Origin of the sequence: Bradyrhizobium sp., assembly GCF_036009065.1 — a bacterium.
GTDB lineage: Bacteria > Pseudomonadota > Alphaproteobacteria > Rhizobiales > Xanthobacteraceae > Bradyrhizobium.
Genome location: NZ_DASYMN010000006.1, coordinates 23,257 through 38,177 on the forward strand (window position 1 = coordinate 23,257; position 14,921 = coordinate 38,177).

General features: G+C 64.3%; 9 protein-coding genes and 1 pseudogene. All 10 read left to right on the plus strand.

Annotated elements, in window-relative coordinates; genetic code table 11:
• Positions 1-7: 7 nt before the first annotated feature.
• A complete protein-coding gene (locus tag VGP39_RS00205) occupies positions 8-4,198 on the plus strand; it encodes a hypothetical protein (protein WP_327566099.1) in 4,191 nt (1,396 codons plus the stop codon).
• A 180-nt stretch (positions 4,199-4,378) separates the two neighbouring features.
• Positions 4,379-5,086 carry a hypothetical protein gene (locus VGP39_RS00210; RefSeq protein WP_327566100.1) on the plus strand — a complete coding sequence of 236 codons (708 nt, stop codon included), beginning with the start codon at positions 4,379-4,381 and terminating at the stop codon, positions 5,084-5,086.
• Positions 5,086-5,781, plus strand: coding sequence for a hypothetical protein (locus VGP39_RS00215; protein ID WP_327566101.1), 696 nt, complete (start codon positions 5,086-5,088; stop codon positions 5,779-5,781). Before VGP39_RS00210 ends, VGP39_RS00215 begins: the two co-directional genes overlap by 1 nt.
• On the plus strand, positions 5,782-10,116 hold the full coding sequence (locus tag VGP39_RS00220) for an eCIS core domain-containing protein (protein WP_327566102.1): 4,335 nt from the start codon (positions 5,782-5,784) through the stop codon (positions 10,114-10,116).
• A 9-nt stretch (positions 10,117-10,125) separates the two neighbouring features.
• Positions 10,126-10,941 carry a hypothetical protein gene (locus VGP39_RS00225; RefSeq protein WP_327566103.1) on the plus strand — a complete coding sequence of 272 codons (816 nt, stop codon included), beginning with the start codon at positions 10,126-10,128 and terminating at the stop codon, positions 10,939-10,941.
• Between the two features lie 186 nt (positions 10,942-11,127).
• On the plus strand, positions 11,128-11,334 hold the full coding sequence (locus VGP39_RS00230; protein WP_327566104.1) for a hypothetical protein: 207 nt from the start codon (positions 11,128-11,130) through the stop codon (positions 11,332-11,334).
• Positions 11,335-11,568: 234 nt separating this feature from the next.
• Entirely contained in the window at positions 11,569-11,778 is a 210-nt protein-coding gene (locus VGP39_RS00235; RefSeq protein ID WP_327566105.1) for a cold-shock protein, read from the plus strand.
• Positions 11,779-12,026: 248 nt separating this feature from the next.
• Positions 12,027-12,422 (plus strand): annotated as a pseudogene (locus VGP39_RS00240) (RidA family protein).
• Between the two features lie 908 nt (positions 12,423-13,330).
• The gene (locus VGP39_RS00245; protein ID WP_327566106.1) at positions 13,331-14,017 is read left to right on the plus strand and encodes an antibiotic biosynthesis monooxygenase; all 687 of its coding nucleotides are present in this window, start codon (positions 13,331-13,333) and stop codon (positions 14,015-14,017) included.
• Between the two features lie 183 nt (positions 14,018-14,200).
• The coding region (locus VGP39_RS00250) for an ABC transporter substrate-binding protein (protein ID WP_327566107.1) at positions 14,201-14,921 on the plus strand (721 nt) is incomplete at its 3' end.

Genomic DNA, 14,921 nt, shown 5'->3' on the forward strand with positions numbered 1-14,921 from the left:
ATGTAAAGTGAAGGGTGATTTCACGCGAGGCTTCAATCCGGACCGCAAGCGCGGCCGCGACTATCGACGAATTTCGCTGCAGCAGGGTCGCCTGCTGCTCGACAGTGATTTCAACGCCAGCATCGACGCGCAGGACTGGCTGATTCGCGAAATCGCCGCGGACCTCGGATGCCGCGCCGGCAGTCCTGATCTCGGCTTCCTGGTGACGCAGGGCGCGCTGCTCGCGCTGTTCGATCCGCTCGCCAGGATCGATGTCGACACCACCAATATCGAGGCCGTGCGCGACTACGGCCGCAAGGTGCTCGACCGCTATCCTTCGCTGCGGCTGCGCGCGACGGCGGGCGCGGGTACGGCTCGCATTCCGTTCCGCATGGCATTGAGCGGCGCGGTCCAGATCGATCTGTGGGTGCGCGCCGACGTCGCAACCAGCGTCACCGTAACCGGCGGGGGCGCCGTTGCGGTTCCGGCGCAGCAGGATTTCGCGCTGCGCACCGTGACGCTGACCAACGCGAACCAGATCGAGATCGCGCTCGATCCAGCCGAAACGATCTGGATCGGCCGGATCGAAACCCACCTCGCCGCCGGGCTGGTGCCGGCATTTTCGGTCGCCGGCGGGCGCTACTACGTCGAGGGCCTCTCCGCCGAAACCGCGGAAGGTCAATGGCCGGGTGTCAGCTTCCCGGCTGCGGCAGGCTTCCAGACCGGGTCACTCGCTTTCCCCGATGGAGCCGGAGGCACCCGCCCTCCCGCGGCGGGCGACATGATCGTCGCTTATCTTGAAGCCGGCGAGCGCCACATCACGGCTATCGAGGATCCGGGCCTGCTCGAACAGGCGCTGGGCGGAAAGATCGACACCTGCACCCGCACTTCCGATTTGGGGCAGGTCAAGCTCGCGCCGGCCAACGGGCTCACTCCCGCGCAGGTCTCCGCGTGCTTCGGCATGCGGTTCCATGGCACCGGCACGCTGACGATCGACACGCCGCCGGTTGTCGATGATCCCGATCCGTGCGCCTTGCCGGTCGCGGGCGGCTACACCGGACGCGACAACCGCCTCTACCGGTTCGAAGTGTACCGCGGCGGGCCGCTGTCATCCCTGGTGATCAACTGGTCGCGCGACAATGGAGCGGAGCTGTTTGCCGTCGATTCGCTTTCGTCGACGCAAATGCACGTCCCGGTCGACAGCGGTCTTGCCGACGGCGATCTGGTCGAACTGCTGTCGGAGACGATTGAACTTGGCGACGCCGGGCTCGCGACGCTGGATTCCGGCAACCGGCGATTCACCGCGCCGATGCGCGCGGTCGGCGATCTGGTGCGGCTGCGCGAGGAGGACGCCGGCCCCGGCGCCACCGATCGCGTATTCAGTTTCCGCGATCGCGCGGACGAGGCGCTCGGCTTCCCGATCGACCCGGGCCGGTACGGCACGCCCGATCCGGTCACGCTCAAGGCGCGCCGCTGGCACGGCACGGTCGAGCCGGGCGCCGCACCGGCGCCTTTCAGCACCGAGCTGGAGGACGGACTGCGCGTGACCTTGGATGGCGCGGGCTTCGAGCCGGGCGATTACTGGCAATACGAAGCCCGCGTTCGCCGCGACAACGCCAACGGCCCGTGGAAAGCGGCGCCGCACGGGCCTGAGCGACTATTCGCGCCGCTCGGCCTTTTCCAGCATCAAGGTCCGGCCCAGCCGTTGCTGCTCACCGCCTGGCTCGACGAGCGCTTTCCGCATCTGTGCTCGATCGATGCCGACGACGTCGCCTTCGACGGTGGCAAGATCGGCAGCGAAAGCGACACCGTGCAGGAGGTGATCGAAGAACTGTGGATTCGCGACACCGGCGGCTGCTGCGAGGTCACGCTGCGTCCCTCCGGCGGAGACGATGCCGCCAAGATCCGGGAAGCCATGACGGCGCATCCGAATGTCAGCCTAGTGATCTGTCTGAAGAAGGGCATTTACCGGTTCGACAGTACGGTCGATGTCGGTGGCGTCCGCGTCGAGGTCGACGGTTGCCCCGAAGCCGTGATCGAGGTGAGGTCGGAGCGCCCCGCCTTCAGCGTTACGCAAGGCGGACGCCTGATCCTGAAGAATCTGCGGGTGCTTGCGCCGTCCGAGAAGGGGGAGTCGGCCGTGCTGCTGGTGGATGAGTCGGCGGGCCTGCTTTCGGCAGAGGACTGCGTCGTGCTGAACCTCTCGCGCGACAAGGGGGCCGCTGCCGTTATCGTGGACAAGCTGTTCGACCTCGACAGCATGCTCGATCCGATGAGCCAGCCGCCGGAGGCCAGGACCCCTTTCATCCTGAAACTGCCGGCCTTGCGCTTCACGCGCTCGACCCTTCTCGGCACGCAAGCAATCGCCGGAGCCGGCGGTCAGGAGCTGACGTTGGACGGCGCGTTTTGCGGCGGGGTGACCGCGGGCGTTGCGCTGCGCGCGGTTGGCAATTTGCAGGCTGACGACGGCGCGATCCTCGCCGGATTGGATTTCAAGATCCTGGATGGTTTTACCCTCGAGCGTTTGCTGCACGAGGGCGAGGCACTGCTGGACCGCAGCCCGGAAACGCTGTGGACGGTCCCCAATACGGGCATTGGCCTTGCGATCGAAACCGTGCTGTCCGGCGAAATCCGCGACCTCCAGGTCGTCGGAGGTACCGCCATCGCGCTTGCGACGGTAACCAATCTCACGGTCGATACGCTGAGGCTCCAGGCACATACCTACGGGATTTTCATCAAGCGTGCGGAAAACCTGCGGATCGAAGGCCTGCGCGCCGCGCTGCTCAGTGACCCGTCGCGCTGCATCCAGATCGTTCACAGCGCATACCGGGTCGAGATCGTCGGAAGCGAGTTGCACACGCCCCCCGCGGGTGCGGGTGTGGTGCTCGGTTTCGCCGACGAACAGGGAGGCACGCTGGCGAGCAATCTCAGCACGATCTCGGTCGAGGATTGCGTGATCAACGCCGGCGTCGGCGTGCAGCTCGGTGGCCAGAAGGCGGACTGGTTCACCGGCGCGATGCGCGGACTGGTCGTGCGCGGCAACCAGATCACCGCGGGTGTCATCGGAGTTTGCTTGCGCGGTCCACCGCTCGAACCGCCGCCCACCTGGATCGTCGATGCATTGATCCACGACAACAGCATCAAGGCGCGGAAGGGCATCGATATCAGGGGTGCGAGCTTCATCGTTCAGGACAACAAGATCATGCCGCAGGCCGACAAAGAGCACGCCGGCGGAATTGCTGCGTTCCTGAGCCGCGAACTCGTGGTTCGAGGTAACGAAATCGACCTTCGCCCGGCCAAGGGCCCGGCAGCCATCGAGCTTCAAGTCTGCAATGGAGCGTTGGTCACCGGGAACGAAGTGAAGGTCGCCGGCTCGGCCGCGCTCTCCGTGTTCAACATGGTCGATCTGACTGTGGTGGCTAACCGGCTAAACGGTCAGAGCGTGGAGATCAAGCAGGCTTATAACCTCAACGTCTCGGGCAACGAGATCAACGGCATCGTCAACATCGACGGCACCGGTGATGGAACCATCCGGGGCAACAAGGTCGGCGCCATCAAGGTCACCAATGCGACGGCGGATTGGGTGATATCGGAGAATCGCGCATTGTTTGGAATCGAATTCTATCCGCGAGCGGACATCGTATTCGGCGGATTTAGCGAGACCACTTTCGAACTCACGCCTGTCAACGATGCCGTGCGCGTAATCGCCGCGTTGAACCGGATGGCGATCGGAGACTTGACTGCGGCCAGCAACATCGCCGCGGCGGTGCCTGCCGGCGGTATCGCAGCGACGTCAAACGCCACCGAATTCACCTCGCGCTCCGAGGCGTCGGCGTTCCTCATGGGCGTCAGCGACTTCAAAAATCAGCTATCAGCGGCGCTCACAAGTGATGTCACCCGCACGTTCGAAAACGAAATCGTCACCCGTCTGCCGCCGGAGGTTCTATGGCCGCCAAGGGTTGCCGTGCTGGTGAATGAACAGCAGATCGATGTGCAGGCAGTCGGCAACCGCTCCGGTTCGTTGATCATCGGAAATCTCGGCGGAGCCGAAGTGCCCGAGAAGAACTCGGTCGCACAGGTGATCGCAAACCGTGTCGACGGCGAGCTCTATGTGCGCGCCTATCCGAAACGGCACGTCTCGCAGAACGTGGCCGCTAAATATCCGGCCTGGATCACGCCGTCGGCGTCGCCGATTCAGGTCGACAATCTGATCACATGAGGGACCGCCATGGCAAAGAAGCCTCCTAAAGCCACGCCCGCAAAGCCGGCCGCTGCGGCGCCGGAAACAGCCGCGACAGTCGTCGCGCCCCCTGCCTCTGCCCCGTCAGCCGCGGCGCCGGTCGCCGCAAACACCGAGAGTGACGCCGCCAAGCCTGGGCCTACCACAACGATCAGCCTCATGACGGCGGTGGCGATCAATCCCGCAGTCTTGGTCACGCTCTTCCCTGCGTTGCCGATCGAAGCCGCAAGCGCGCTGGTGCGCCAGCGCGACGCGGCACTGGTGGCGGCCACGGCGGCCGAGGACGCCGCCACGACCGATCTGACATCGAAAAGCACCGACGACGCGCTCGCCGGCATCCGCTCGCGCATGAGCGGTGCGCCGGGCGCCGTTCCTGGAGCCTATACGGTGCGCGTGCTCGGCGTGCGCAAAGCGGCAGGAGGCGCAGCCGCGCGCCGCCATCCGTTGCCGGCGGTGACGGTCCAGCTCGCCTCGGCGGATAAGCCGATCGTTGCGGTCATCGCCGACGCGGCCGGCGTCGCGCTGCTGCGCCCGCCGCCGGAACTTGAAGGCAAGCTGCCGGAAAAGCTCGAACTCCAGGTGCTCGGCAGCGACGGCAAGCCCGCCGCGCGGCTGAAGGTGGAGCCGGCTGAACTGGGCGGCGCCGGGCGGCTGATCGAGGTCGCGGAGACGGCGGTCCTCTCGGTTTCGTTCGAGTACGGCAATGCCTGGCTTGCCGCCGAGGACGCCGCGGTGAAGCGCGCCACGGAGTTGAAAACGCTTTCCGGCAGGGCGCTGCCCGAACACGCGGCCGCGATCAAGCTCGCCATTGCCAACATCGATAAAACGCTCTCCCACATCTTATCGACGGACAAGGAGATACGCTGATGGCCGCCGCGACTTTGAAGGTGAAGAATCTCTCGACCAGCACGCTCACGCTCAAGACCGACGACGGCAGGGGCCCGGTCGATATCGACGCCGGCGAAGAAGCCGACATCGGCGAGCAGCTTTTGACCAGCAAGTCGTTCATGACCGCTCTTGCCAAAGGTCAGGCGGGGCTTTCGAAGATCGATGCACCAACCAACGATCAACTCAAGCTGGCGCGTCGCGTACTGCCGCGCCTGCTGGCGCGCCCGGGTGCTGCCATGGTCGAAAGCTCGCGCAGCGCGGCCGGCGGCGTGGTCACGGTGACGAGCTCGCGCAGCGTCCACAAGAATGCCTGGACCGGCGCCGAAAAGGCGCTGAAGACCGGCAAGGATATCGGCCCGGCGGCGAAGACGCTGGTCGATGCCTCGGACGACCTGCTGGGGCGAACCGTTGAGAAGGCTGCGGTCACCAAGGCGGAAGACGACCTCGCGGCGCATGTCGCAGCCGATGTGCCGGCTCAGGATCTGCCGGCCTGGTTTACCAAGCAAAAAGAGCTCGAGCTCGCGCTGGCGAAAGCAAAACAGGCGCTCGCCGCCGCCGAGGCCACCGACGCGAAAAGCTATGGGGCCGATCTCGCGGCGCTACGCAAGGCATCGGAGCAACTCGGCAAGATCGACATCGCAAAGCAGATCGGGACCAAACCGACGGATCCATGAATGGCAACGCATACGCGAGCGTCAAAGGGCGAGACGGCGCCAGCCGCCGCGTCCGCGCGCGCGACGAAAACACCGGCGCCGATCACTGAGGCCGATGGGGTGGCGAGCCGGCTCTCGGGCGGGCAGACGCTCGCGCCCTCGACCCGCACGCGGATGGAGACTGCGTTCGGCGCCTCGTTTGCCGGGGTCCGCGTGCATACCGGCGGCTCCGCCGCCGAAGTGACGAGCGCGCACGCCGCCGAAGCGCTCACCGTGGGCGGCGACGTGGCGTTCGCGCCGGGCTCGTACAGGCCGGGCACGCCCGGCGGCGATCATTTGATCGCGCACGAACTTGCCCATGTGGTGCAGCAGAGCGGCGGCACGGCAGGCGTGCAGGCGAGCGCGATCGTGTCATCTCCGGGTGAACCGGCGGAGGCCGCGGCCGACCGCGCTGCCGATACGGTGCTGGCCGGCGGCCGCGTCTCGATGCCTACCGGGCTTACGACACGCCGGCGCATCATGCGCCGCGCGCGATTGGGATCGCCCACGCTGCCGGCGGTAAGCTTCTCGGCTCCCGTTCCGGGCCTTGCCGGTCGCAATGCGACGCCGGTCGCCGAAGCGCGGCCCGGCCCCGTCGAGAGCAGCATGGTCAGTCCGGCCGGCGGACGCATGACCGCGGTGGTCGGTCACGCCGCCACCCCCGCCGCGCGCGGTCCCGGCGAGGCGGCGCGTGCAAACCCGCCGCAACCCAAATCGCCGGACGAGGCGCAGACGCCGATCGCAGGCGCGGAGCCGGCGCCGCCCTCGGTCGCGGTCGCAGGTTCGTCCGCCGGCGCGTCGGGCGAAACTGTGCCGGCGGGGGACGCCGCGACCAAGGAGCAAGAAAAAGCCGGCGCGCTGAAGGACAAGAAAGAGAAGATCGACAAGAACGCCAAGGAGGAAGGCAAGCGCCAGGAGGAACAGACCGCGGAGGCCGAGGCGGGTGTCGAGGAGGGCCGCGCGCGCACGGTGCGCTTCGGCCAGAATCTCGGCGACCGCGGCGCGGGCGCAGCCGCGCGGGTGGCGCAGCGGGTGGTCGCGCGCGCCGGCGGCATGCGCGTTCACGAGCCGGCGCAACAGCGCATCGACGACGCGCAGGCCGCCGCCGAGCCGCCGGCGAACGAAGGCAGTTCGCGCGCGCAAGGCACGCAGGTCGCAACTGTCGCGGAGGCTCAGCCGCCGCCCCCGAACGCATCCGCCGCGGGCCAACAGATTCTCGACGCCGTCGAGCAGGCCGCTCCCGACGATATGGAGGAGATGGGAGACATGGAATCGAGCGCGGGCTCGATCTCCTCCGTGGTGCAGAGCGCGGTCGGCACGCAGGTCTCCGCGGTCACCGACACGCTCGGGGTGGTAAAAGAGGAGCCGGCCCCCGAGCCGACGGAGCCCGCGGTTCCTCAGCCTGAGCCGATGGCTGCGGCCGAGACGGCGGCGCCGAACATGGCGGCCGCGACGCCGCCCGCGGTGCCGGAAGAAGCGCTCGACGCGTCCGAGTTCAAGGAAGCCGCCGACGCCGAACTCGCTCCGCACGAGATCGACGACGAGACGCTGCAGAAGGCCAACGAAGGTCCGCTCGCCGGCGTAGCTGCGGACAAGCAGAACCTCGACACCAGCGTCGAGAACGCGGCCGACAATGTGCGCGGAGCCGAGGCGCCGGCGCTGGCCGAGACCGCGGGCGGGCTCTCCGGTTCGGAGGCTTCCGGCGACTCGCAGATGACCGGTACGCGCGAAACCGGCCAGACCAGCGTCGCAGCCGAGCAGGATGCGACTCGCACCGGCGCGGAGACCAATCGCGGCGGCGTCGCCGGAGAGATCGAAACGCTGGCGCGCGAGGCCACCGAAAAGGTCACAACCAATCTCGACGGCCTTCGCGAGCGCGTCACCACCGGCTTCGACAAGCGCCAGCAGGAACATCTTGCGTCATTCAACACCGACACGCGCGCCGAACTGGAGGAATACAAGGACGATCGCTATTCGGGATGGACCGGCTGGGCCAAATGGCTCAAGGACAAAGTGGTCTCGATCAACGAACTGCCCGCGGTCCAGCGCATCTATCAGCGCAACCGCGACCTCTACATGTCGCGCATCGACACGCTGGTTAAGGAGATCACCTCCGACATCGAAACCACGATCACCGAATCCAAGCGCGTGCTCGCCGAAGCGCGCACCAAGATCCAGGAGAAGGTCGACGCGCTGCCGAAGAGCCTGAAAGCCGAAGCCGAAGCCGCGCAGAAGCGCGCCGAGCAGGGCTTCAAGCAGATGGAGCGGCAGATCGAGCAGACCTCCAAGCAGATGACTCGCGAGCTGAACACCCGGCGCGAGCAGGCCGTGAAGGCGGTGGACGACGCGCTGAAACAGATCCAGGCCGAGAACGCCTCGCTGGTCGACAAGATCAAGAACGCCATCAAGGCGCTCGCCGAAATGCTCGGCCGGTTCCTGGTGCTGATGGCCAAGATCACCCGCATGGGGATCGGCACCTTCATCGGCGAGGCGGCGAGCCAGGCGCTGAGCGGCATCCGCAACAACCTGTGGGACGAGCTGAAGCTGGCGTTCAACGAGTGGATCGAGAGCAAGTTCGCTTTCATCCAGATGCTGCTGAACATCCCTCCCAACGTCATCGAGATGCTGACGCAGCTCGCCACCACGTTTTTCAGCACGTTCATCGACAACCTGCCGGAGATGATGCCGGCCATCGCGGTTGCCGCCATGGCCTGGCTCGCCACGCAACTCGCCCTCAAGCTTATTCCCGGCGCGGGCGCGATCATGGCGGTGATCGACGGCATCCGGGCGGCGTGGGGCTTCGTGCAGAATTTCCTGGCCGCAGCGTCCGCTTTCTACGATTTCGTCGTGATCGTCGCCAGCCGCGGCAATGGCGCCGTGCAGTTCGCCAAGGCGCTGGCGCGCGGCATCATTGCCGCGCTCGAAGCGCTGCTCACCTTCCTCGGCGTCGACGCTCTGATTCGACGTGTGGCCGGCGCGATCCTCAAGCCGATCGGAAAAATCTTCAGCCGGCTCGGCGAGCGCTTCAAGAAGATGATCAGCGGGCGGCGGAAGGGAGCCGAGCATCACGCGCCGGACCATCATAAGCACGGCCGCGGGCCCCAGCACGAGCAACCCGGCGATCAGCACCAGCACAAGAGCGCAGCCAAGAAGGCCGAGCACGACGAGCACATGGAGAACCGCCGCCATCATGACGACCAGAAACGCCGTCAGGAGCATGAGCTGCACAGCGACAAGAAGAAGCACGGGGATCGCGATCCAAACGCGAAGCGCCAGCGCGAGCATGAAAAAGAGCGGGACAAGGAGAAGGACAAGGAAAAGAAAGATCAGGAGCGGCTGGAGAAGGCCATCGCAGCAATAAGTCCGTCGCTCGGCGCTATGTTGGAGCGAGGAGCGCTGCGTCCGCGTATCCGCGTCCAACTGCTTTATTGGCGCGCTCGCTGGCGGTTGCGCAAGCTGTCATTGACCGAGAACGGCGTTGTCATCGGAAACAGTCCGGACCGGCAACTGCTGTCATTCCTGCAGCAGAATAGCGACGGAGTCTTTCGGATGATCATGGACATAGCCAAGGCTCGATGGCGCCGCGCCCAGAAGACCACGGACACAAAGCGTGCAAGATATGAATCCCAGCACGAGAAGGAGGTGGAGGAAGCACGCGCCAAGCATAAGAAACAACCCGAACCTCGTCCGCCGATCAGTCATCAGCCTGGGGAACACTTTGAAACCTTAGGGACCGACATCGCTTCACGCACTGAAGAAGAGACGCCGAGCAAGGGAAAGAATGTAATCTTGCAGGTCGGCACGGGTCGCCCCGTCTTTGCTCAACAGGGCGCACAGACCGCAAACATCATCATTCGTGGACTAGGCACCTATCCGAAGATCGTCGAAAAGCTAAAGAAGCGTCAGTTGGATAAAAACCTGATTGCGGAAATCCAAAAGATCAGGCTAACGGGGGAGGGCGATATCGATGCAAAGCGCTCGATTGCTCTGCTGTTCGGCGCCGAGCCGGCTCGCGCCCAATCGGCTTACGCGACGAGCGCGCTGAGTTTGGTTGCACTCGAACGTCAGAAATCCAACTTGCCTGAGATGTTCGGTACGGAAGACAGCGATCGGCCAGGCGGTGGCGGCATTTATCCCGCGAGTCCGTTCGGAGCGGCGAAGGAGGCGCGCGAAAAATCCGACGATCACATCCACCGCATCGTGATGCTGGTCCATCGAACGGTCAAGGGCATGGAGTTCAACAATACATCGGGACTCAAGGCGAAAATCGTCGAGTTGTTGGATATGTTCGACCGGGCCGTCCCCCTCGGAGACTGAGACCATGCCATGGCAGTAGAACGCTTTATCTTCAGCATCGGTCCGCTACCTACGGCGGCTAATGATCTCTATGCGCTATTCTTTTCACCGCCGCGCGGCGACACCGACAGTGTTTTTACCGAGGACATACGTGACGGACTTCGTGCCGCCGTCGAAGCTTTTCCAGATGACCGGTTGGTAGCGGCGCCCGATCTTGCAGAGCAGGCCGAGGCACTGGGCATCCCGCTCGCCCGGCTTGACGACGGGAAACGCGATGCAATGATCATCACGGCCTATGTCGTCGCGATCGGCGAGCAGTTGGTGGGGGTGCGCTCGCTGATTCCGCGTCTTGCGCGCGCGGGCGTGCGTCTTGCGGCAGCCACCTCGGGGATAGCTACGAACGCGTTGCGCTACGCCGTCGTCTCGTTCGAAGGGGACATCGACCCAAAGAGATGGGAAGTCGTAATCGCCGGCCCTCCTGAGGACGAACCGGGATTCACCGCGTATGAGGGCCGCGGTGCAATCGTCCGCTTGGTCGATGCAATCACCCGAGGTAGTGCGTCGGCATCGGCCGAGCTTCCTTCGCTTGCCCTGAGTGTCGAAACCCCGCCGCCATTTATTGCGAGCGCGTTGCGAATCGGGCTCGGCACCGACCTCTTCCCCCGGCCGATTGCTTTGGAAAACGGCGAAATGAAAGTGCTCGGCGATAGGGAACTTGCGGTGATCTGCGCCCTTGCGGAATCAATCGCCGCGCTGGCTGAGAAGGGTAAACCGGAAACGGTCACCTTTCACGCCGCCGGAACGGAATTTCGCGCGACAGCCAGGCCATTCAACCCGGCCGGCTGACCGCTCAGGATGGTGAACACCCTGTAAAAAGCCGAAATCGCCTATACGGGCACCGGCGATGAGAGCGGTTCGCCGCGGCTGCTCGGAACCTGCCGGCGCAATCCAATAGTTCGATTCTGCCCAAAGAGATGTTGCTTTGCAGCGCCGTTGTGATTAAAAGCCCTGCTTTAAAGGGAAAACAGCACGATGGCGCACAATTACGCGATCAATGACGATGTCCACCACCAGCTGCAGGGGCCGCAGGGCCGCGCCGTCACAAAGCAGCGGAGCGTCTATACCATCGTCAGCCGGCTGCCGATCGAGGCCGACGGACGCCCGCGTTATCGCATCAAGAGCAAGACCGAGAACGTGGAGCGCGTGGTGACCGAGGAACAGATCAGCCGGTTGGGCTGATCGGCTGCCTCCTTTGCCTTCTGCGCGCGCACCGCTTGCGGTGCACCATCCCTGCTTTCTTATTGCTTGCTATTCCGGACGGATCGGCGTAAACGCCGCGCATTCGAATAGACGTTCTGCCTTGTTGACCGCGCCTAACCGGCTTCCTTCCCCAAGACATCGCTGAAATCGGATCAAGCCCGCGCGAGAAGCGTGCGGGCGCATCGCGCATTCGCGCATTTTTGGAGAAGATAAATGACAACCGGAACAGTTAAATGGTTCAACGCCACCAAGGGCTTTGGCTTCATCGCGCCCGATGACGGCGGCAACGACGTGTTCGTGCACATCAGCGCCGTCGAGCGCGCGGGCATGGGCTCGCTCAATGAAGGCCAAAAGCTTTCATTCGAATCCAAGGTCGACAGCATGCGCGGCAAGACCAGCGCGGAAAACCTCCGCGCGGTCTGACGCAAGCGCGATTTTTGGGATTGCCACGGATGTACTGGAATCCCTGAATCGGCGGCCCGTTTATGATGAACAAGAATGGAAGCCCGCCGGTGTATCGGCGGGCTTTTTTCATGGGGGTCGGGAGAACCGGGTCCGAAACTCCGCATTCATTGGCGTTGGCCGCGGCCAAAAAAGACCTGAGCTTCGACGTCCGTCGAATCATCCCGCGGGAATGATGCTGTAGGCTCATCCGATACCGGAGGAAGCTAATGAAACGAGAAGTCATCCGCGTCGAGCTGTTGTCCACTTACACCGAACGATAGAAAGCGCCGACCTCGGCCGTCACCCGATACGGCGACACGATTTACGTCTCAGGCTTTCCGCCGTTCGATCCCGAAACCGGGGAGATCGTCGATGCGCCGATCGAACGCCAGACCGAACTGGTGCTGGAGCAGCTGAAACTTTGTGTCGAGACGGCGGGATCGTCGCTGCAGAACGTTCTCAAATGCAACGTCTATTGCACCTCGGTCGAGAAGTTCGCGGCTGTCAATGCGATCTACGCACGCTACTTTCCGAAGGATCCGCCGGCGCGGATCTTCATCAATGTTCCGGCGTGGCCGGGGCATTTCGACATCGAGATCGACTGCATCGCCGCCGTGCTGTAGCCGGGACACCAGTCCTGACGCCGCGTCATCGAATGATGGATACGCGGGCCTACGCCTCGCCGACGAAGACGTCGTCGCCGCGCAGGCTAGGGCATGCACACAACTTACAGGAATCGATCCGACCGCAAATGAGGGCCACACATTCAGCCGTCATCCTGAGGTGCCGCGCGTTTGCGCGGCGTCTCGAAGGATCGCCAAGAGCGCTTGCGGCCCATCCTTCGAGGCTCGCCGTGAAGAACGGCGAGCACCTCAGGATGACGGGAGCGTTGGTCTGGCTATCGGCAGGCTGGCTGCAGATGTGTGCAGCCTTGGGCGTTCGCCGGGACGACGAAAATATTTTTCCTGGGAGCCAGAAATTCCTATTGATTAATTCCTAGATTTCTGTATATATTCCATGTCCTGTCCGGTGAGGGGCGCTTTCTAGAAGCGATCTTCGGCGGACAGAGCGAGAGCTGGCCGGACCGGGGGCCCCCGGAACGGTCGATGGCCTGGTGGCCAGGTGGAGCGCCGGGAGGCGCAGCGCCTTGCCTTGGGCGCGCGCGGTTCACCTTGCCGCGCGAGGTGGGTACGTTAATCCCGCCTCCAAGGGTGCCCGCTGGTGCCCTGGCGCCTCCCGCCGCTCCACCCCCTCGCTTGGGTTCGCGAGGGACTGGCAAACCTCGGACGCATTGCGCCGCGAGAATGCGGACGCTTGGCTGTTTGAGTAGATCGGAAGAGCTGAAACAGACGCCGCATCGTACGCCGGCTTAATCCGCCTGCGGGTCAAGCACGGCAATGATGGCAGGGATATGTGTATGCCGTAGGGCTTGACCTGGCCATCCATCTCTTCAAAAGATTCTGGCGAAGGGGATGGATACGCGGGTCAAGCCCGCGTATGACGCGAGTCCCGCATTCCTGGGATGTGATCCATGTTCGCCGTCATTTTCGAAGTTCATCCGAAGCCGGATCAATGGGATGCCTATCTTGGTCTCGGCAAGATGCTCAAGCCTGAACTCGAGCAGATCGACGGCTTTGTCGACAATATCCGCTACCGCAGTCTCCGGCATCCGGGTTGGCTGCTGTCATTGTCGGGCTGGCGCGACGAGAAGGCGCTGGTGCGCTGGCGCACCCAGGCGGGGCATCACGCGGTGCAGGAGAGGGGCCGCTCCGAAATCTTTCTCGATTATCACTTGCGGATCGGCCAGGTGACGCAGGATACCAGGCCGCCTCAGGGCCATGCGTTGAGCGAGCAGCGGCTCGATGAGACCGAAACCGGCGACGCCACTACCATCACCCTGATCGACGCCAACCGGCCGCCTGAATGGGTCGAGCAGAGCGGTCCGGACGATATCGCCGGGTGGCTGGGGCTTCCGGCACATGCATCGGGCCTGGTCGCCTGGGATGTGTTCGACGCCGTCTTGACGCCGGGCGATATCATCCTGCTGGGATCGTGGCGCGACCTGGCCGCCGCCGAAGCGTTCGAGGCTGCGGCTTCATTGCCGGATGGCGCGCGGCTGCGCCGCGTCCGCGTGGTGCGCGACTACGGCATGTTCGACCGTCGCGAGGCGCCGCAGTTCTATCCCGACGCCAAGGGCGCGGCGACGAAGCATGCGTGACTGCGCGGGTGCGATGAAATGCACCTACTGCGCTTGGCGCGCTGTCTCTCGGCAATCGCCTGGATGCGGCGAATGATCCGGTATGCGCAACAGACAACAGGGCGGCAATGACCGGCTCCCGGCTTGACCCTGCTCGCGGAGATGCCGATAACATCATCGCGAGCAGCAACAAGAGGAAGCGCGATGCAGGTGACGTGGCGGGTTTATGCGGGCTTGGCGGCCGTCGTCGGCCTGCTGGCCTCGGGGTTTGCGGCGCGGGCGCAGCAAAAGAGCGAGATCGCGGTCTCGCGCCAACCCGGCATTCTCTATATGCCGACCCATATCATCGAAAAGCAGAAGCTGATCGAGAAGCACGCCGCGCGGCTCGGCCTGCCCAATGTCACGACGCGATGGGTGACGCTGAGCGGCGGCGGCGCGCAGACCGACGCGCTGCTCGCGGGCGGCGTCGATATCCTGTGCACTGGCACCGGCAACCTGCTGCTGCTGTGGGACCGCACCAGGGGCGGCGTCAAGGGCATCGTCGCCACCTCGGCGCAGCCGATGAGCCTGATCAGCCGCGATGCCCATATCAAGACCATCAAGGATTTCGGCCCCAACGACAAGATCGCGGTGCCGACGGTAAAGGTCTCCACGCAAGCCATCGTGCTGCAGATCGCCGCCGCAAAACTCTATGGCGACGACCAGTGGTCCAAATTCGATAGCAACACGGTGCAGCTCGGCCATCCCGACGCGGTCGGCGCGATGTCGAACCCGACCCACGAGATCCACAACCATTTTACCATTCCGCCCTACACCTTCATCGAGTTGAAGAACGTGCCCGGCGCGCATGTGGTGCTGACCTCTACGGAAGTGATGGGTGGGCCGCTCAGCCAGGCGCAGTTCTTCACCACCACCAAATTCGCCG

Excerpts from the sequence above, each read along its gene's own strand:
- VGP39_RS00210 (WP_327566100.1), top strand. The coding sequence starts at position 4,379 with ATGACGGCGGTGGCGATCAATCCCGCAGTCTTGGTCACGCTCTTCCCT.
- VGP39_RS00215 (WP_327566101.1), top strand. The coding sequence starts at position 5,086 with ATGGCCGCCGCGACTTTGAAGGTGAAGAATCTCTCGACCAGCACGCTC.
- VGP39_RS00220 (WP_327566102.1), top strand. The coding sequence starts at position 5,782 with ATGGCAACGCATACGCGAGCGTCAAAGGGCGAGACGGCGCCAGCCGCC.
- VGP39_RS00225 (WP_327566103.1), top strand. The coding sequence starts at position 10,126 with ATGGCAGTAGAACGCTTTATCTTCAGCATCGGTCCGCTACCTACGGCG.
- VGP39_RS00230 (WP_327566104.1), top strand. The coding sequence starts at position 11,128 with ATGGCGCACAATTACGCGATCAATGACGATGTCCACCACCAGCTGCAG.
- VGP39_RS00235 (WP_327566105.1), top strand. The coding sequence starts at position 11,569 with ATGACAACCGGAACAGTTAAATGGTTCAACGCCACCAAGGGCTTTGGC.
- VGP39_RS00245 (WP_327566106.1), top strand. The coding sequence starts at position 13,331 with ATGTTCGCCGTCATTTTCGAAGTTCATCCGAAGCCGGATCAATGGGAT.